The sequence below is a fragment of the Egibacteraceae bacterium genome (assembly GCA_035540635.1).
Lineage (GTDB): Bacteria > Actinomycetota > Nitriliruptoria > Euzebyales > Egibacteraceae > DATLGH01.
In genome coordinates this window covers 1-17,263 of sequence record DATLGH010000031.1, presented here as the reverse complement: position 1 = coordinate 17,263, position 17,263 = coordinate 1, and the positions used below count along the sequence as shown (strand labels likewise).

General features: G+C 71.8%; 21 protein-coding genes and 1 pseudogene. 4 read left to right on the top strand and 18 right to left on the bottom strand.

Annotated elements, in window-relative coordinates; translation table 11 throughout:
* Positions 1-300 (top strand): hypothetical protein (locus tag VM324_05575; protein HVL98742.1); only part of this gene is annotated, 300 nt, incomplete at its 5' end.
* 343 nt (positions 301-643) lie between these two features.
* On the opposite strand, the gene VM324_05570 is transcribed toward VM324_05575, so the two are convergent.
* From VM324_05570 to VM324_05545, 6 genes are all read right to left on the bottom strand, one after another.
* Complete coding sequence (locus VM324_05570; GenBank protein ID HVL98741.1) at positions 644-2,062, bottom strand: hypothetical protein; 1,419 nt, start codon at positions 2,060-2,062, stop codon at positions 644-646.
* A gap of 259 nt (positions 2,063-2,321) precedes the next feature.
* Positions 2,322-2,852: a hypothetical protein gene (locus VM324_05565; protein ID HVL98740.1), complete on the bottom strand. Its 531-nt coding sequence runs from the start codon at positions 2,850-2,852 to the stop codon at positions 2,322-2,324.
* Between the two features lie 571 nt (positions 2,853-3,423).
* Positions 3,424-4,389 carry a DUF3179 domain-containing (seleno)protein gene (locus VM324_05560; protein ID HVL98739.1) on the bottom strand — a complete coding sequence of 322 codons (966 nt, stop codon included), beginning with the start codon at positions 4,387-4,389 and terminating at the stop codon, positions 3,424-3,426.
* 98 nt (positions 4,390-4,487) lie between these two features.
* Complete coding sequence (locus tag VM324_05555; GenBank protein HVL98738.1) at positions 4,488-4,673, bottom strand: hypothetical protein; 186 nt, start codon at positions 4,671-4,673, stop codon at positions 4,488-4,490.
* 605 nt (positions 4,674-5,278) lie between these two features.
* The gene (locus tag VM324_05550) at positions 5,279-6,049 is read right to left on the bottom strand and encodes an ABC transporter permease subunit (protein ID HVL98737.1); all 771 of its coding nucleotides are present in this window, start codon (positions 6,047-6,049) and stop codon (positions 5,279-5,281) included.
* Positions 6,042-6,800 carry a hypothetical protein gene (locus tag VM324_05545; protein HVL98736.1) on the bottom strand — a complete coding sequence of 253 codons (759 nt, stop codon included), beginning with the start codon at positions 6,798-6,800 and terminating at the stop codon, positions 6,042-6,044. The genes VM324_05550 and VM324_05545 overlap by 8 nt, the downstream gene beginning before the upstream one ends.
* 33 nt (positions 6,801-6,833) lie before the next feature.
* Here VM324_05545 and VM324_05540 point away from each other — a divergent pair, with 33 nt between their 5' ends.
* Positions 6,834-7,436: a CDP-alcohol phosphatidyltransferase family protein gene (locus VM324_05540; protein HVL98735.1), complete on the top strand. Its 603-nt coding sequence runs from the start codon at positions 6,834-6,836 to the stop codon at positions 7,434-7,436.
* 8 nt (positions 7,437-7,444) lie between these two features.
* Here the strand turns inward: VM324_05540 and VM324_05535 are convergent, their stop codons facing one another.
* From VM324_05535 to VM324_05505, 7 genes and pseudogenes are all read right to left on the bottom strand, one after another.
* Complete coding sequence (locus tag VM324_05535) at positions 7,445-8,896, bottom strand: FAD-dependent oxidoreductase (protein ID HVL98734.1); 1,452 nt, start codon at positions 8,894-8,896, stop codon at positions 7,445-7,447.
* Positions 8,893-9,210, bottom strand: a complete 318-nt coding sequence (locus VM324_05530) for a TOBE domain-containing protein (protein HVL98733.1) — start codon at positions 9,208-9,210, stop codon at positions 8,893-8,895. Before VM324_05530 ends, VM324_05535 begins: the two co-directional genes overlap by 4 nt.
* A gap of 141 nt (positions 9,211-9,351) precedes the next feature.
* Positions 9,352-9,855: pseudogene (locus VM324_05525) on the bottom strand (ATP-binding cassette domain-containing protein).
* The gene (locus tag VM324_05520) at positions 9,852-11,000 is read right to left on the bottom strand and encodes an ABC transporter substrate-binding protein (protein ID HVL98732.1); all 1,149 of its coding nucleotides are present in this window, start codon (positions 10,998-11,000) and stop codon (positions 9,852-9,854) included. Before VM324_05520 ends, VM324_05525 begins: the two are co-directional and overlap by 4 nt.
* Positions 11,000-11,410 carry an AhpC/TSA family protein gene (locus VM324_05515; protein HVL98731.1) on the bottom strand — a complete coding sequence of 137 codons (411 nt, stop codon included), beginning with the start codon at positions 11,408-11,410 and terminating at the stop codon, positions 11,000-11,002. Before VM324_05515 ends, VM324_05520 begins: the two co-directional genes overlap by 1 nt.
* A gap of 3 nt (positions 11,411-11,413) precedes the next feature.
* Positions 11,414-11,545, bottom strand: a complete 132-nt coding sequence (locus VM324_05510; GenBank protein HVL98730.1) for a hypothetical protein — start codon at positions 11,543-11,545, stop codon at positions 11,414-11,416.
* Positions 11,542-12,087 carry an RNA polymerase sigma factor gene (locus VM324_05505; GenBank protein HVL98729.1) on the bottom strand — a complete coding sequence of 182 codons (546 nt, stop codon included), beginning with the start codon at positions 12,085-12,087 and terminating at the stop codon, positions 11,542-11,544. The genes VM324_05510 and VM324_05505 overlap by 4 nt, the downstream gene beginning before the upstream one ends.
* Here VM324_05505 and VM324_05500 point away from each other — a divergent pair.
* Positions 12,061-12,336 carry a DUF427 domain-containing protein gene (locus VM324_05500; protein ID HVL98728.1) on the top strand — a complete coding sequence of 92 codons (276 nt, stop codon included), beginning with the start codon at positions 12,061-12,063 and terminating at the stop codon, positions 12,334-12,336. The two genes, VM324_05505 and VM324_05500, sit on opposite strands and share 27 nt — an antisense overlap.
* 376 nt (positions 12,337-12,712) lie before the next feature.
* Here the strand turns inward: VM324_05500 and VM324_05495 are convergent, their stop codons facing one another.
* From VM324_05495 to VM324_05475, 5 genes are all read right to left on the bottom strand, one after another.
* Positions 12,713-13,015, bottom strand: coding sequence for a zf-HC2 domain-containing protein (locus VM324_05495; protein HVL98727.1), 303 nt, complete (start codon positions 13,013-13,015; stop codon positions 12,713-12,715).
* Between the two features lie 131 nt (positions 13,016-13,146).
* The gene (locus tag VM324_05490; GenBank protein ID HVL98726.1) at positions 13,147-13,284 is read right to left on the bottom strand and encodes a hypothetical protein; all 138 of its coding nucleotides are present in this window, start codon (positions 13,282-13,284) and stop codon (positions 13,147-13,149) included.
* Between the two features lie 54 nt (positions 13,285-13,338).
* Entirely contained in the window at positions 13,339-14,337 is a 999-nt protein-coding gene (locus VM324_05485) for a hypothetical protein (protein ID HVL98725.1), read from the bottom strand.
* 66 nt (positions 14,338-14,403) lie between these two features.
* The gene (locus VM324_05480) at positions 14,404-14,853 is read right to left on the bottom strand and encodes an SRPBCC family protein (protein HVL98724.1); all 450 of its coding nucleotides are present in this window, start codon (positions 14,851-14,853) and stop codon (positions 14,404-14,406) included.
* Positions 14,854-15,054: 201 nt separating this feature from the next.
* Positions 15,055-15,576 (bottom strand): DUF2231 domain-containing protein, encoded by a 522-nt coding sequence (locus VM324_05475; GenBank protein ID HVL98723.1) that lies wholly within the window; start codon positions 15,574-15,576, stop codon positions 15,055-15,057.
* Positions 15,577-15,631: 55 nt separating this feature from the next.
* Here VM324_05475 and VM324_05470 point away from each other — a divergent pair, with 55 nt between their 5' ends.
* Positions 15,632-16,306, top strand: a complete 675-nt coding sequence (locus tag VM324_05470; GenBank protein HVL98722.1) for a helix-turn-helix domain-containing protein — start codon at positions 15,632-15,634, stop codon at positions 16,304-16,306.
* The last annotated feature ends 957 nt before the right edge of the window (positions 16,307-17,263 follow it).

Below are 17,263 nucleotides of genomic sequence, written 5' to 3'. Positions count from 1 at the left end.
GCCGCTGCCGGCGCGACGTCCATCACCCCGATCGTGCTCCACCTTCGGCCTGGCGTCCGGGAGCTGTTCTGGCCCTGGCTGGAGGCGCACCATCCCGAGCTCGTCGACCGTTACGCCGAGCTCTACACGAAAGCGACCGCGGCGAAGCACTACCGCGGGCCCGTCGAGGCGTTCGTCGCCGAGCAGCGCCGGGTGGCCTACCGCCGGCACGGCCGGCCGGCGCAGCCGCCGGCGTGGCGCGGACGCCTCAACGACGGCGGCCGTCCGGAGGCGGCCCCCACGCAGCTCCGGCTCCTGTAGCGCCTACACTTTCGCGGGCAGGCTCGCGACGGCCGCGCTGCAGGCACTCAGAGCGCCCGCCGCAACTGCTCGACGGTCGGTGAGCCCTGGGTCCGTCGTCGGTCTGGTAGATCCGGCACGCCAAGCCCGTGGGCTCGGACCCCGTCGCGAACGGGTCACGGCCGTCGATGAGGACCGTTGGTGACCCCGGAAGCCGATAGCCGCGGCCTCCTCGGCGGTCTCCACCCGTCGTCGCTCTTATGCGCAGGTCAAGCCCTCCCGCCAGCTCAGCCAGGCGTGCTGCAGTGGTCCGCCAGTTCGGGCAGCCGTCGAAGTACAGCAGGTGACATCCATGGAGGCGAGGTTACCGATGAGCATGGGGGCCCGCCCGGTTCGGGCGTGGCAGAAGCTGGATGAGCTCGGCGTTCTCCCGAGCGTCGAGCACGCTGTGCTGGACGCAGGCGGGCACGATCTGGTCGAGCTCAGGATGCGCCATCCCATAGGCGCATGCCTGCAGACGCTCCTGGGCGGCGCGGATCCTCGGGTCGTCGGCGACGACGCCCTGCTGGAGCAGCGCCCAGGCCGGGCCCACCTCGGCTGCGTCCATGAAGCTGTGCGTGACGTAGGTCGTCGGGTGCACACCCCTGAGCAGGCCCGGCCCCAACCGGGCGACATAGCGCATGGCCCATGAGACGACGGTGGGCACTTCGTCCGGCCGCGACAGCAGGGCGCGCAGGAGGCGCGCGCCGGCGAGCGCCCGCGGGGCGAACAGCAGGTTGCCGGGCAGCATCCGCAGGAACGCATCCCGTGCGCGCAGGTCACGGGGGTCTGCGTCGTCCAGAACGGGGACGTAGCGGCGCCCCGCCCACAGCCCCCAGGTGACCCGGTTGCAGCGGGTGTCGCCGACCTGCAGGGCGTTGTAGGGCAGCCGTGTCCCGGCTCCACGCTCGACCTCGGCCCACACGGCGTCGTCGGAAAGGGAACGGTCGTCGGTCTCCCAGCGGCGCACGTCACCGACCTGGGCGGCCGGTTGGAACGAGCACACCCGGAAGCCGAGTTCGCGGCACACCCGCACCACGTCGGCGACCTCGCCGACGTTGGCCGGGGTGACGGTCATGTTGTGAGCGAGGTGCGCCCGCACACCGCGCTCGCGCTCGAGCCGGTCGAACATGGCGCAGAAACGCGCTCTCTCGCCGTGCAGCTGCGCCTCGCCGCGCGGACGCTTCACGGCCCGCCGCCCGAGCATCGTGCTGTCGATGTGGACCGCGAAGGACAGCACGTCGAACCGCGGAGTCCCGTCGGGGCGCACCGCCACCTGCTCGAGGTGCTCGTAGTCGAAGTCCCCGTGGGTGAAGCTCATCGGGAACCGCTCGTGGCGGCGCATCACCTCCAGCGCCTCGGCGTGCGCTTCGGGCGGCAGCAGGGAGACCTCGCCCCCGATCAGCTGTGCATACTGCCCCGGCCCCCGCCGTTCGCGCAGGTACGCCATCTGCTCGGTGACGGCGGCGACGGTGTGGGCCCCGTCCACCGGCACACGGTTCGCATTCGCGGCGTGGTAGCACGGACGGCAGCCGAAGTTGCAAGCCGGGAAGACACCGTGGGTGCCCTCGCAGCCGGTGAACTTCCGGCCCAGCATCTGCCCGGAGGTGCGCACGTGCTCCGGCAGCTCCTGCCAGCGTGCCTCCAGCGCCTCACGGACCTCGGGCTGGACCGGCCGCGTGCGCCGTTCGAAGGCGCGCAGGCGGGCCAGGGTGGCGCTGATCCGGGCGCGGGCGACTTCCACAGAGGGCGGAACACCTCCCCGTCGGTCGCCATTCGCGCCCCGCCCACGGAATGCGAGCCAGATCGGCGGCGTTCCCGACGCATGGAAGTTTATGCCGTTGCTCCGCCGACGTCGGGGGCAACGCTGGTCCTCAACGCACTGGCAGCGGCCGTCCCCGAACTTCTCGGCGGCAGCGCGGACGGCACCGTCCACGATGCGTCTGCCGGCCGTCTACGTAGTCACCCACGACCCGGTCGGGATGGGCGAGGACGGCCCCGCATCACACCCGGAGGCCGTCGCCAACACCGTCCCCCAGGCGCTTGCTGAGCGGAACGGTCAGGCGCTCCGTTGCCCGCACCAGCATCCGGTAGGCGACACTCGTCGCGAACCCGAACACGAGATGCGCGGACAGGTCCTTGAGCAGCGTGTCGCGGTCGTACTCCCACACCGGCTTGTAAATCCCGAGCGCTCCGAGGGTGACGTAGCTGTTGGCGAACGCCCCGGTGCCGGTCGCCAGCCCGCCGACGAGCACGGAGCGGCGGTGGTGCAGCAGCCCGTGCCCCAGCCCGTAGCCGACGCCGGTCAGCCAGTGCATGACGTTGGTCGTCACTCCCGCGGATTCGTCGGGAAGGTCGACCCCGACCACGTCGGCGATCTTCTTGCCGGCCTTGCCCGGCGCCGCTGCGTCGTCGAACGAGTTGGTCGACGTGGCGAGCTCCCAGTCGGTGAAGCCGTCGGTGCCGCCGTCCTTGCGGTAGCGGCGGTACCAGAGGAGGTCCATGGCGAGGGTGCCAACGACACCGGCTGCCATGCCAACGGTCATTCTGCCGAGAAGGGGGCTCATGGTTGCTCCTGGTTCTCCGGTGCGGTGGGTTGCTGGCCCTGCTCGGCCTGGCTGATCGCCAGGCCGCGTTGATCAGCCCGATGTAGCGGCGTGTCACGCGGGCATCGGTGACCGGCCTGACGCTGAAGTGCCCGGCGCGGTCGTCGAGGAGCCGAGCGAACAGCGACGGGCTGTCGAACCGCGGCGTACACCACCACTCCACCGACCCGGCACGATCAACGAGCGCGGCGCTGTGTCCGACAGCAGCGCATGGTCGGCAATAGGCGAGTCGCTCATATCCCCTCCAACCCTCTCCGGCCGCCCAGCCTTCCATGCTGGCCGGGGAGCGTTGTCAAACCAGCCGTGTTCCCCGAGCCAGGGGGGCGACATGGAGGTGCGTGCCGCCGAGAAGGGAGGACCAGGCAGGGTATGGCCGGCACGCTGCTGGTTGGCGTGCTGTGGGCGGTGCTCGCGGCCCCGGCGCCAACGGAAGTTCACGACCACAGGGGTGCCCTGCGAGCCGGCAACCCGCGCAACGCCGCCAGGGGAGCGGTCGGGATCACCGGACCGCAGGGGCGTCGAGCACACGGGTTTCGGGGCGGAACGCGAACTGGGCGAACCAGAAGGTGTCGTCGTGGGGGATGCGCTCCAGCGGGGTGCCCGCCAGCGGCCCGTCCACGGCGACGCCGAGCACGGTCCACGTGCTGTCGGTCTCGGCGTCGGTGAGCCGGCTGTCGCCGTTGGCGGCGAAGGTGAGTCGCAGGCCGTCGACGGTGCGTCGGAACACCCCGGTCGCGCCGACGTCGGCGCCGGCGTCGATGCTCGCGCGGTCCAAAGCGCTGGCGGTGCCAGGCGTCCACCACACGACGACAGGTTCCCCGGCGACCTCGTCGTGCACGACCCGCTCGTCGGTGAGCACGGTCAGCGGGTAGGCCACGGGATCCTCGTCTCCGCCGGTTGCCACCACCCGCTCCATCTGCGGCAGGGGCCCGCCGGTGTCGCCGTCGAACAGGAACGGCCGCTCGCTCGCGTCGTAGCCGACGTAGGGGTTGCGGCCGTAGTCGCGGTTGTGCCCGGTGTCGCGGGACAACACCTGCCCGTCGGGCCAGCCGGCGACGAACTGCTCCCAGGCCACGATCTGCAGTGGCAGCCGGTCCAGCACGTCGCCGAGGCGGTCGCCAACGATCGCCTCCCCGGTGAACTGCGACCAAGGCTGCGGGTGGCCCGGTCGTACATGACCAGGTTGGACTTCCACAGCCGCCCGGAGGTGCCGAACGACAGCACCTCGCCGTCCAGGGTGCGCGAACGCCAGCCCTGAGTTGCACAGCGGGCAGTAGGTGACGAGCACCGGCCGGTCGTCGATCACGTCTTGCCCGGCGGCCTCGAGCTCCCACGGCCACGGCGGGGGATCGGCCGGCGGCTCTGCCGTCGGTGCTCCGCCGGCGTCGCCGACGTCGGCAGCGGAGGCGCACGCCGCCAGGAGCACGCCGCCGGCCAGCATGAAGGTCAGCAGTCGCAGCGGCACGGTCTTCCTCGCCGGTCGGGTCGTCCTCGTCACAGCGGAAACCCGCTGCGCATTCGCCGGCTACCCGTGTGCGGCAGCGGTTGATCGGGTGCGTTCGGTCAGGCGTGGGAGGCGACCTGCCCGCCTTCGCTGGTCTGGACGACGCCCTGGAACACGCCGCCGAGCGTCAGGCCGTACAGGACGTGACCCATGAGGCTCTGCAACTGCATCTCGCCGATCTGGAAGACCGGCATGCCCATCCAGGCGCGCATGATCAGCAGCGCGCCGAGCACCCACCAGACCACCCCGTAGGCTGCGCCGAACCCGAACGCGTGGGCCCAGGGTCTCGGACATGGCCCCAAGCGTGAGCGCATAGCCGATGCCGAACAGCACCGCGAGGGCCAGGTGGGCCACCCACCCGACGGCGACACTGTCCGCGCCGACGAGGCCGGCGACCATCCCGAGCATGCCCATCATGTGCATCAACGCGCCGAACAGGACCCTCCGGCGAGGCCTCCGACGACACCTCCCAGCAGACGCTTCGAATCCATCACGCAACAGCTCCTCTCGAGTGGGTGGCAAGGGATTGCAGGGCACCGAGGCAACCCGGTCTGCCCGACTGGTTATTCAGTTCAGTGGCAGTGCCCCAGCTGGAATGCCAGGATGACTATGCGGGCCGCAGGACATGGAGTCCATGCAGGAGTTCGTGGCGTCAGCCGGCTGTGCGGGGCCGGTGGTGTTCGTGCTCGCCTACGCTGCCGGGACGGTCGCGCTGGTACCTGGCGCGCCGATGACCGCGCTCGCCGGGTGCTGTTTCGGGTGTCTGCCCGTCCCTACGCCGGCGCGACGGCGCTGGGCATCGTGCCGGGGGTCTTGGCGCACGACCGCCCTGCGGACTACTCGAGGCGCTTTAGCGGTGCCGGCCCCAGCGGACCGCGGCAGTCAGGGCGAGCACCGGGGGACCGAGGAACAGCAGCGCGAGGGTTGAGGCGATCTGCGGGTCGTTCTGAACGAAGGGGACGAGGACGAGCGGCAGCAGCGGCGTGCCGCCGGCGACTGCGAGGCTGGTGCCGTACTGGCTCCACGAGACGACGAACCCGAGCAGCAGCGCCAGCGCCAGGGCGGGTCCGACGGCGGGCACGGTGACGTGCCACAGCCGTCGCGGTGCGCTCGCCCCGAGCGTTCGCGCGGCCTCCTCCAGATGGGCGATGCGGCCGGTGAACCCGGCGGCGAGCAGCAGCGCCACGTAGGGAAGGACGTACACGAGATGCGCCGCGACCAGCCCAGGCAGGGAGTCCATCAGGCCCCAGCGCAGCAGCCACGTGCTCAGGCCGTGGCCGACCGCAAGCGGTGGGGCGAGCAGGGGCAGGGCGAGGAGGACGAGCAGACCGGCGCGCACCCGACGGGTGCCGCGGGCCAGCACCCGGCTGGCCGGCCATGCCAGCACGAGGGCCAGGGCGGTGGTCACCAGGGCGACGACCAGCGAGTTGCGCAGCGCCGGCCACGCGCCCCCCGTGGCCGAGAGGGCGTAGTCGAGCCCGCGGGCCCCGAGCTGCTGCGGCACGATCGCCGGGTAGCGCCAGACGTCGGCTGCGGCGCGGACGACGAGCAGCGCGAACGGGGCGGCGTACAGCACGGCCAGCGCGGTGACGGCGCTGCGGCGCAGCCTGCGGTCAGCCATCGGCGTGGCGGGCCGCACGGGCGGCGGCGAGGGCGAGCAGCAGCGTGATGCCGGCGGTCAGCAGCAGCAGGGCCGCCGCGCGCGCCTGGCCGGCGAGCTCCACGCTGCGGGTGTGCTCCAGCGCCAGCGTGGCCAGAGTCGGCGGGTAGGTGGGTCCGACCACGAGGGGCACCTCGAACGCCCCGACGACGAAGGCGGCCACGATGAGGCTGCCCGCGACCAGCGGCAGCCTCACCGCCGGCCACACCACGGTGGCGAAGGCCCGCAGCGGCCCGGTTCCGAGGACCGCCGCCACCTCCTGGCGGCGGCGGACCGCCGGGCTCCACGCTGCGGCGACGAGCAGGGCGAGGAAGGGCAGCTCCTTGTACACGTACACGCCGATCACGCCGATGCCGGCGCGGTCACGGACGAGGTGGACGGGCAGTTCGCCGAGCAGGCGGTCGGCCAGGCCGCCCGGGGCGAGCCACAATGCCGCGGTGACGGCGACGACGAGGTGGGGCACGAGCAGGGGCAGGCCCAGCCCGACGCGAGCCCACAGGTGGTCGCGGATCAGCGCGGCGACCGCCACGGCGAGGGCGGCGGCCAGCACGGTCGCGACGACCGCCGTGCGCACCGAGAAGCCGAGCGCGTCACCGAAGGAGGGGTCGGCGAGCACCGCCGCCCAAGCCGCGGTCGTCCACGTGCCGTCGGGGCCGCGCAGGCTCCCGACCACGCCCCCGGCCAGCGCGCCGCCGAACAGCAGCACCGTCACGGCCGCGGCCGGCAGCGCGCCGAGGGCCCGCTGATGCTCGACCGGACGGTGCGCCGGGCGGTCGAGCCCGTGACCAGCCGGGTCGGCGGACGACTGGCCGGCGCCGGGGTCCCCGCTGATGCGCTGACCTTGGCCGGCCTCGTCCTTGGGCTCGCCTCGGCGGTCGCCGTCGCGACGACCCGCTGGTGGCTGGGGCTGGGGTTGTGGCTGGCCAGCCGGGTGCTCGACGGGCTGGACGGCGCGGTCGCCCGCGCCGGCTCCCCCTCGGACTCCGGGGCCTTCCTCGACATCGTGTCGGACTTCACCGTCTACGGGGCGTTCGTCGTCGGCGTCGCGGCCGCCGTGCCCGACGCGCGGCTGGCGTGCGCGGTGCTGCTGTTCACCTACTACGTCAACGGGGCGTCGCTGCTCGCTTACTCCTCCCTTGCCGAGCGGCGTGGGCTGGCCGCCGACGACGAGCGGGGCGTGCGGTTCCTGGGCGGGCTCACCGAGGGCACCGAGACGGTGGTCGTGCACAGCCTGTTCTGCGTCTTGCCCGCGGTGGCCGTGCCGATCGCGTGGGCCTTCGCCGCGGCGGTCGGGCTTACCGCGGTGTGGCGCACGGTCTTCGCCGCGCGCGTCCTCCGAAGGTCCTGACCGGGCCATCAGACGCGGCTGGTCGAACGCAGCACGCTGAGCAGCGGCCTCGTGACCCGTCTGGTCCGGTCGGTGAGGAACCGCGCCCGCAGGTGCGCGGCGCCCGCCATCGCGGCACCCAGGGCGAACGTCGGGTAGGGGTGCACGGTCCTGAACACGTCACCGACCTTCGCCTTGCGGGCGACGAGCGCGGCGAGCTCGCCGATGACCTCACCGGCGGCCGGCGCGGCGACGGTGGCGCCCACGAGTCGCCCCCTCGGGTCGCCGACGAGCTTGGCGAACCCGTAGGGGGTGGCCGCGGTCACGGCACGGTCGACGTCGCGGTAGTCGTGGCGGGCGACGACGGCCCGCGTCCCCCAGCGCGCACGCGCGCGGGGCTCGTTCAGTCCGACGTGGGCGACCTCGGGGTCGGTGAAAACCGCGTAGGGAACGGCCCGATAGTCCACGGAGCGGCGGACGGACAGCAGGGCGTTCAGGCTGGCGACGCCGGCCTGGTAGGCCGCGACGTGGGTGAACGGCAGCTGGGCGGTGACGTCGCCCGCGGCGTACACGCCGCGCACGTTCGTGCGCATGCGCCGGTCCACGGTCACCGACCCGTCCCGGCCGGTGCGGATCCCCGCCGCATCCAGGGCCAGGCCGGCGGTGCGGGGACGCCGTCCCAGCGCGACGAGCACCTCGTCCCCCTCGACCGTGACCTCGCCGGTCGGTGCGCGCAGGGTCAGACGCACCCCGGACGCACCGCGGGTGACGGCCACGGCCGGGGTGCGAGTGTGGACGGTGATGCCTTCCACGGCGAAGCGCTCGCCGATGAGCCGGCCCGCTTCGGGATCCTCGGTGGGCAACAGGTGCTCGGCCATCTCGACGATGGTGACGTGGCTGCCGAGCCGGGCGAACGCCTGGCCGAGCTCGCAGCCGACCGGTCCGCCTCCGAGCACGACGAGGCGCTCCGGCAGGGCCTTGATGTCCCAGACGGTGTCGGTGGTCAGCGGCTCGGTGGCCGCCAGCCCGTCGATCGGGGGCAGCAGCGGCTGAGAGCCGGTGGCCACGAGCACCGCCCGGGCGGCCAGCACCCGGGCTGAGCCTGCGAGCGCCAGCCGGCGGGGCGCGAGGAACCGGGCGCTGTCGGCGACCACCTCGACACCGAGGCCGGCCAGGCGCTCGGGTGAGTCGTGCGGCTCGAGGTGGGCCTGGACGGCGCGCACGCGGCTCAGAACCGCGGTGAGGTCCACGTCGGGGGCGGTCGGTGGCAGGCCGACGTCTTCGGCGTGGCGCATGCGGTGCACCAGGCCGGCGGACTCGATGAGACCCTTGCTCGGCACGCACCCGGTCCACAGGCAGTCCCCACCGGTGCGCTCGCGCTCAACGAGCACGACGCTGGCACCCAGCTCCGTGCCGAGCACGGCGGCGGTCAGGCCCGCGGTGCCGCCGCCCAGCACCGCCAGGTCGAAGTCGGGTCTCACGCCGGCAGCACCCACTGGTGCTCGGCCGGCAGACGCACCCCGACCCAGTCACCCACCGCCGGGTCCTGCTCGGTCGGGACGTGAGCCTCCAGCCGCAGCCCGTTGGAGCCGAGCCGCAACCGGCGGTGGCTGCCGAGGTAGTGCGACGCCGTCACCTGCAACTGCAGCGGCGCCGACGGGTCCAGAAGCACCCGCTCCGGACGGATGGCCACGAGCCCGCCGTCGGCGGGCAAGAGGTTGGCGACGCCGAGGAACCGGGCGACCGCGACGGTGGGGGGGCGTTCGAACAGCTCCTCAGGAGGCCCGCTGGCCATGATCCGCCCGCCGAGCAGCACTGCGAGCCGGTCACCGAGCTCGGCGGCCTCCGCCTGGTCGTGGGTGACGTGCAGGACGGTCAGGCCGCGGCGGCGCTGGGTGTCGCGCAGCAACGTCCGCAGCATGGCGCGGCGGTCGGGGTCCAGCGCCGAGAGCGGCTCGTCGAGCAGGAGCACGTCCGGGTCGGCGGCCAGCGCCCGGGCCAGCGCGACCCGCTGCTGCTCCCCGCCGGACAGGGTGCGCACCCGGCGGGCGGCGAACCCGGTCATGCCGACCTCGTCCAGCAGGGCTACGGCCTGCTGCGACCGATGGCGCCGCGGCACGCCGGCGACTCGCAGCGCGAACGCGACGTTGCCGGCGACGTCGAGGTTGTCGAACAGGCGCGGCTCCTGGAAAAGCACGGTGACCCCGCGGCGGTGGGTGGGGATCCCGGCGAGGTCTCGTCCACCGACGGTGACCGACCCGCCGGCCAGCGGTGCGAGGCCGGCGACGGCGCGCAGCAACGTGGTCTTGCCGGCGCCCGACGGGCCGACGAGGACCGTCAGCCGGCCGGCCGGTACGCCGAGGTCGACGGCGTCGAGGACGGTCTGGCCGCCTGCACGAACCGTGACCGCTCGACACTGCAATCCCGCTGACCGGCTCACCGGGCCACCTCCTGGCGCCAGCGGCGGTTGATGGGCTCGACTCGGTCGACGGGCAGCTCGGCGATGGGGTCACCGAGGTCAGCCGGGACATGCGGGCCAGCCACCGCGTCAAGCGCGTCGCGCTGGTCGGCGTCGAGACGGTCGAGATCGAGCACGGTGGGCATACCCCACACCGCCGGGTCGTTCATGATCGCCTGCAGTTCCGGGGACAGCAGCAGGTCGGCGACGACGAGCGCACCAGCGGTGTTCGCGGCGTTGCGCGGGATGGCGACGTAGCTGGTGTTCTGCAGCGTGCCCCCCGTGAACGTGAACGGCCGGACGGACTCGCCGAATGCGCCTTGATGGACCGCGGTGGCGACGAATGTCGGGTCGTAGCTCATCGCCAGGTCCACCTGCCCGTCGGCGAACAGCCGACTGAGTTCCGCCTCCGACCCGGGGAAGGCCTCCCCCTCCCGCCACTGCAGGGGTTTCAGCTCGGCGAGCAGCGCGAACGCTTCGTGCTCGCCGAGGGCGGTCACGGCCTGGCGGACGAACGCCGCACCGGTGAAGTCAGGCGGCGCGGGATAGGTGACCCGACCGGGGTGCTGGCGGGCGTAGTCCAGCAGCGCAACGAAACTGCGGGGAGGATCCGGGGTCCGCCCAGGGTCGTGGGCGAACACGAAGGCCGCCCGCGCCCAAGGGGACTCGTCGCCGTCCACGGGCACACCGAAGTCCGTGGCGATGGCCGGGTCCGACCAGTCCACGAGCGCGCTGTTGGGCAGGCGGGTCGCCCAGTCGGTCAGCCACGCACCGGCTTCCCGTCCCAGCGCGAAGTTCTCCCCGTTCACCCACACGAGATCGACGCCACCGTCATCCCGTCCCGCCTCCAGCTCGGCGAGCACACGGCGGACGGCCTCGACGGTGCTGTCCACCGGCACCTTCTGCACGGTCACGCCCAGGTCGGCCGCGGCGGGCGCCACATGGTCGTCGATGAAGCGGTTCACGCGCTCGTCGCCGCCGAACAGCCACCAGCGCACCGTCTGCCCGTCCGCCTCGGAGAGCACGCCCGGCCAGTCGCCTGGCTCGACGGCGCTGGAGCCCGGGTTCGGGCTGCACGCAGCGGCGAGCAACGCCAGCACCACCACTGCAAGCAGTGTCCGTCTCATCACAGCGCCTCGATCACCTTGAGCAGCTCACCGACCGGTGGCCGGTCGTCGCGGCGCTGCGGACGCGCATACGCCACGACACCGTCCCGGTCCACGACGAAGTCTCCGCCCATCTGGCGCTGGTCGCCGCCGGAGGAGCGCATCCGCTCGCCGGAGCTGAGCAGCTTCGCGTATTGGCGCCACACCTTCGGATCCAGCCAGATCATCGGCAAGGGCAGACTACGGAGCCCCCAGTCCCGGTAGGCGGTCTTTTCCCGGTCGATGGCCACCGGGAAGGGGCAGTTCACGTCGGCCAGCATGAGACCGCGGACCGCGTCCGGCTCGTCATGGCTGACGAACACCGCGGTGGCTCCGGCTGCATCGAAGCGGTCCTTCCTGCTGGTCACCTTCACGAGGTGGCTGCGGCAGATCAGTCACCCAGCATGGCGCAGGAACGACACGAGCACGAGGCGACCCCGCAGCCCGGCGAGTTCGACCCGCTCACCGGTCAGCGTGGGCAGCTCCAGTCGAGGTGCGGGCTGGCCGACCTGCGGTGGGCTGGTCATGCGGCGCCGGCCAGCTCGTCGGCGAACGCGCGTAACCGCTCGAGCCGTTCGGACTCTACCGGAGGTGACAGCCGGGCGAGTGAGGCCACGAGCGCACGGTAGGCCACGCCGAGCACGTCGGCGGTCTCCTGGTAGGACAAGCCGTCCATGTCGACGAGGACCACGACCTCTTGGTGGATGAGCGCGAGGTCGGTCAGCGCCTGGGCGAGCCGCTGGTCGAAGCCGGCGTCGACGACCTGCTCCTCGGCGCCGGTGCGGCCGTCCGCGCCGCGTGCAGGGGCACGGTTGAGGGCCTCGTCGGGGTCGTCGGCGAACAGAGGCCGCGCGCGGCGGTTCATGTTCTTCCAGGTGTTACGCAGGATCGTGAGCAGCCACGCTCGGGGGTGGCGGCCGTCGAAGCGGTCCACCGCACGGTAGGCGCGGATGAGCGTCTCCTGCACGAGGTCCTCGGCGCTGTCCGGGCTGCCGGTCAGCCGGCGAGCCACGCGCAGCAGCACGTCGAGCTCGGGCACCACGTGCTCGCGGAATCCACGGTCGCGCATGGTCTGCATCGTCGCATCGCCCGTCATCGCGTGTGGGAAACCCGGGTCGCTCGACATCCATTCCACCGCGAGGGAAGGATGGCCGACAGAAGCGTGTGCTGGCGGAAGGGCCGGGCCCGCTACCTCACGGTGGCAGTCGACGACCGCGCTGACGTCAACGCCGCGTGGTACTACCCGAAACCCTGGCCGCTGGCACGCCGCATCGCCGGCCACGTCGCCTTCTGGGCCGGCGTGGAAATCACCGGATGACCGTGCCTGCGTGCCTTCGGCCTGACCGGTCATGCCGACGCCCGCTCGCTGGTGCGCCGACCCAGCTCTATCACGGGACAGCGGTCCACCACGACCTCCAGGCCGGCATCGTGTGCGCGTTGGCGGTCCTCGTCGACGTGGGCGCCGGCGGGCCTCCGGGCGGCGGAAGATTTCCACGACCTCCACCGAGAGGGGGAGGGAAGCGAGATCCGGATAGCACGGCAGTCCCCGGACCTCGGCGGCATGGGGGGGTTTGCCCGGAGGATGGTGTAGCCGTGGCGCTGCAGCACACCGGGCGAACACAAGAGCGAGGAGCGCGACCTGGAAGGCGACCCTGCGTCGGTGCAGGCCGGCAGGATGTCGTGGAGGGGTGCTCTCAACCCTCGTCGTCGAGCTCGGTCACGAAGAGCTCGAGACGCTGCACGGTCTCGCGGTCGGAGTCCTCGGCGAGCCGGGCGAGCCCGGCCTTCTCGCGAAACGTCTCGGCTGCCAGGCCGCAACGTCGGCAGGCGTCCACGTGCCTGGAGACGAGCACGGCCTCCTCCTCGCCGAGTTCGCCGTCCAAGAACGGCTGCAGGAGCGGCTTGACCCGCCTGCACTCCAGCATGTCCCGCATCTGTGCGAGCAGCCTTCTCACCGTGCCTCCCTCCGAGGAGTCGAACTCAATGTAGAAACCCACTGAACTTCTATCGCATTCCCCCCGTCCTACAGGCCACGGTTCTCCTCCAGCAGCCGAAGCCACACCTCGTTGAGTCCCCGCCCACGCCCTTCGCACGCAGGCGGTCGTCCACCTCGAGGGAGCCGCCCGCGTCAAGCCCCCACACTGTGAAGCCCGAGGTCGGCGGTGTTGGGCCGGCGCCCGGTCGCCACGAGGAGCTCGTCGGCTTCGAGCTCGCTGCCATGCTCGAGCGCGACGATGACCGGGCTGGTTTCCCCGTCGCGGGCCACGCGCACGGTCTTAGGGAGCGGTGGCGGTGCGGCGCAGCAGCGTCGCGTAGAGGGTCAGTCCGGGCCCGAACGCCAGCGCCACGACGTATCCGCCGATCGGCACCTCGGCGGTGAGACGCTGCAGCACAACCAGGACGGTGGCGGAGGAGCAGTTCCCATGCTCGCGCAGCACCGCCTGGGAGGCCTGCGTTTGACCGGCTTCCAGCCCGAGCTGGTTTTGCACGACATCGACGATACGGGGCCCGCGGGATGGATTGCCCAGCCCGCGACGTCAGCCACCGACAGCCCATGGCGGGTGAGCAGCTCGGGGACGGTGGTGCGGACGTGGCGTGCCAGGACGTCGGGGATGTCGGGCGACAGTCCCATGCGAAACCCCAGGTCGGTGACGTCCCAGGTCATCAGGTGGGCGCGGGAGAAGTCGGTACGAGCGGCGACGTCGACGATTGTCAGCCCCGCGGCGTCGGGCTGGACCACCACGGCGGCGGCTGCGTCGGAGAACAGCGCGTGTGCGACCATCTGGTCGATCTCGGCGCTGGGCGGCTGGACGTGCACGCTGGTCAGCTCCAGGCACAGCAGGACCGCTGTGATGCCACGGGCTCGCACGCTGTCGGCGATCCCCGCCAGCGCGGGAAGGGCCGCGTAGCAGCCCATGTGGCCGATCTGCAGTCGTTCCACCCGCGGGCTCATGCCAAGATCCCGGGCCAGCTGGGTGTCCAGCCCAGGGCTGGCGTAGCCCGTGCAGGTCACGACCGTAAAGTGCTCGACCTGCTCGGGGCACAGACCCGCCTGGTCAAGACAGGCCGTCACCGCCTGCTTGCCCAACGGCAGTGCCTCATCGACGAACCGGCGCATCCGCCGTGCGGTTCCGGCCTGCCGCAGGTCCTCCACCCGCGGGTCCACGGCGCCGTGGCGGCGCTCCACCCCGCAGCGGGTCCAGATCCGCTGCGCCCGTCGATCTCCGCCGAAATGGTGGTGGAAGAATTCCTGCCACAGGACGCGCTGGGTAACGGACGGGGGGAACGAGCAGGCAATCGTCGATACGGACGCGTTCATCACAGGCGGTCCTCCACGGTGCTCCCCCGATGACCCGACCGCACCCGCATAGCAGCCATTCTGCTTTCAGCCCGCGCCGGCCTCGATCAGCTCCTTGAGGTTTTCCAGCGAGTGCTCGGCTTCCCGCTGGTTGCGGCGTTCGACGTACATCCGGTCCACCGCCTCCCCGAGGACCCCTGCGGGCAGCTCGTAGTCGACCTGCAGCTGCACCCGGCTGCCGGCGTCCACCGCCACCACCTCCTGGCGCATCCGCAGCCAGCTGTCCCCGGGACCGGTCGCTTCGTAGGCGAGCATGCGGGGGGGCTCGTACTCGGTGACCCGCCAATGCGTCTGCACGTTGATCCCGGCCAAACGGAGGTGCTGGTCGAACTCCTCACCGACCCCGGTGCAGCGTTCGGGGCCGTCGTGGTCCGCGGTGATGGTGGACCATTGGGTCAACCTCCCCCAGTGCGCCAGCTCGCCGAAAACCTTCTCCGGCGGTGCGTCGATGTCGATGCTGCGTTCGATGCGGGCCACCGTGCTTCTCCTACTGGGCCTGCAGCCGTTGCTGGGCCTTGGCCTTGGCGTCGTCGGGTAGCTGTTGTAACAGTGCTCAGGCTGGCAGCACTGCCCCGTCCTCGTGGGCGGGCTCGGTCCAGGTACGCCCGTCGCGGCACCAGCCCTTGCTCGTGTCCCCTTGGTCGGGCATCCACGCCTCCTTGTCGTCCCGCAACCCCATTAGGCGGTGTAGCCGCTGGTCTGCTCTTGTTCGTCGGCGACGCGTACCCCGTAGGTGTAGGCCAGCTTGCCGCCCAGCCATCCGGACACCATCAACAGCAGCAGCGCCCCCGCCGACACGGCCAGCGGCACGGGGGCAACCGGTGCCTGGTCGAAGACGCCCATCCGCAGGAAGAAGCCGGCCGCGAACAGCACCACAACGGTCAAGTTCAGGCCCATGTGGATCAGCCCGGTACGAAAGGCCTTGGTGCCCCGGGGGATGGCCACCAGATCCAGCAGCCCGAACAACGCGGCGACAACGGCGCCGATGATCCCCACAGCGATGAGCCACAATGCTCCCGTGGTGAACACCTGTGGGTCCTCCGCCCAGAAAGAAGCCAGGTCGAACACCAGGCTTGCGACCCACGCGCCGATCGGCACGGTGACGAAGATCGGATGGAACGGGTGACCGTAGGGTCCCGCCGCCACCGTCACGGGCCGCTTGGCGTGGTGGTGCAGGTCGGTGGGGGTAGGTGTGACCATGGGTCCTCCTCCCAAGCGTTTCGCTAGTGCCCATTATAGGTAGAAGACAAACACCGTGACCGAGGAAAACCTGCCAGCCGCGCTGGCTCGCCTGTGCACCCTGGATGAGCCCACCCGCCGAGCGGCCTACCAGGCGGTGCGCCAGCAGCCGCCGGCCACTCGTGCGCAGGTGGCCGAGCAGGTGGGCATCTCGGTCAGCCTGGCCGCGTTTCATCTCGACACCCTGGCCGAGGCCGGGCTGCTGGACACCTTCTACGCCCGCCTCCCAGGCCGCGGCGGTCCTGGCGCCGGGCGTCCCGCCAAGTGGTACCGCCCCAGCGACGTCCCACTGGAGGTGTCGGTCCCCCCCCGCCGCTACGAGCTGGTGGGTGCCATCCTGGCCGAGGCCATCCATGCGGCCGCTGCCAGCGGACAGGCCGACGCAGCGGTCAGAGACGCGGCCCGCCAGGCCGGTCACCGGCTTGCGGGGCAGGCGCCCCGACGATCAGACCGACGGCGGGCATGGAGGGCGTTCTTGAAGCGGTTCGGCTACGAGCCGCGACAACAACAAGAGGCGACGGTGTTCGGCAACTGCCCCTTCGCCGCGCTCGCCCGGGCCTATCCCAACACGATCTGCACCGCCAACGTCGCTCTGGTCGACGGCCTCCTGCAAGGCGTGGGCGTCAACGACGTAGCGGTCGAGTTTCAACCAGGCGCCGGCGGCTGCTGCGTCCTGCTCCGCTCCACCTGATACGACGCGCCTTGCCTGCCTGCCACCCGGTCGGCGCTGGATGTCCTGGCCTTCCATGGGAGCTCTCGGCTGTGGTGGCCAAAGCCTGAACGTCGCTGGGATAGTGCGCCCGGCGCGGCCCCCGCCGGCCCATACGGGCGGTCGTTGGATCACGTGCTCATCGGCATTGCTCGGTCAGCTGAAGTCGAAGGTGGCAGGCTGACAGCGCTCGGGCGGGCACCACGCCCGGCCATTGCACTCCGACGGCCGCCCGAGCCGACATTGGCTCCCGCTCGGGAACCCGGCGCAGCGACGCATCGTGAAGACGCGTCCGTGGCACCGCGGGGCGCATTGCCGTAGCTGTCGCGTCGGCTCGTCTGCGCCTCGTTGCGACGTCACGCCAGCTCCCAATGCGGCTTGCGGTGCGCGCACGCTGTGTGCCGGCGCGGCAACGGTCACGGCCGGCGCTGCCTGACTCCTCGACTTTGCGCTCGAGGGGTGCCCTTCTCCTCCTGTGTGAGCTCACCAAAGCCGCCGAGGTCCTCCTCGATCGCCTGCTCGGCGGCCCATGAGCCCCTCGCCCTGACCGTGCGTCGGCCTTCGGTCGCGCCCTCCTGCTGCAGGTCGTTGGGGTGCTCACCCTCCTGCACTCTCCGCGCATCGGCCCTTCGGATGGGTGCATCCGGTCCTCATTGTCGTTGGACGGCAAACGCGGGGGAGCGCCACCGCGCGCCAAGGCGTGCGTCGCTAGCACACCGACAGGCGCCAACACCGGCACGCGGCGCCCCACAGGTGCCCTCGACAGCCCCACTTCGGGGCCCTCGGCCGTTCGGCTCGCGGGAGACCGCCTCCCGCAGGCGCCTTGTTGGCCGTCACCATGGGCGGACATCGGTTCCCGTGGTGGGGTCGCGCCCGAGGCTAGCGGTGCCCAGGTAGTCGGCGCACACGTCACTGGATGGCGGCATGATCGCACCGCTG

Coding starts and splice junctions, on each gene's coding strand:
- VM324_05530 (HVL98733.1), bottom strand. CDS start 9,210: ATGGCCAGCGGGCCTCCTGAGGAGCTGTTCGAACGCCCCCCCACCGTC.
- VM324_05505 (HVL98729.1), bottom strand. CDS start 12,087: ATGCGCGACCGTGGATTCCGCGAGCACGTGGTGCCCGAGCTCGACGTG.
- VM324_05510 (HVL98730.1), bottom strand. CDS start 11,545: ATGACCAGCCCACCGCAGGTCGGCCAGCCCGCACCTCGACTGGAGCTG.
- VM324_05475 (HVL98723.1), bottom strand. CDS start 15,576: ATGGTCACACCTACCCCCACCGACCTGCACCACCACGCCAAGCGGCCC.
- VM324_05550 (HVL98737.1), bottom strand. CDS start 6,049: ATGGCTGACCGCAGGCTGCGCCGCAGCGCCGTCACCGCGCTGGCCGTG.
- VM324_05485 (HVL98725.1), bottom strand. CDS start 14,337: ATGAACGCGTCCGTATCGACGATTGCCTGCTCGTTCCCCCCGTCCGTT.
- VM324_05565 (HVL98740.1), bottom strand. CDS start 2,852: ATGGCAGCCGGTGTCGTTGGCACCCTCGCCATGGACCTCCTCTGGTAC.
- VM324_05520 (HVL98732.1), bottom strand. CDS start 11,000: ATGAGACGGACACTGCTTGCAGTGGTGGTGCTGGCGTTGCTCGCCGCT.
- VM324_05540 (HVL98735.1), top strand. CDS start 6,834: ATGCTCGACCGGACGGTGCGCCGGGCGGTCGAGCCCGTGACCAGCCGG.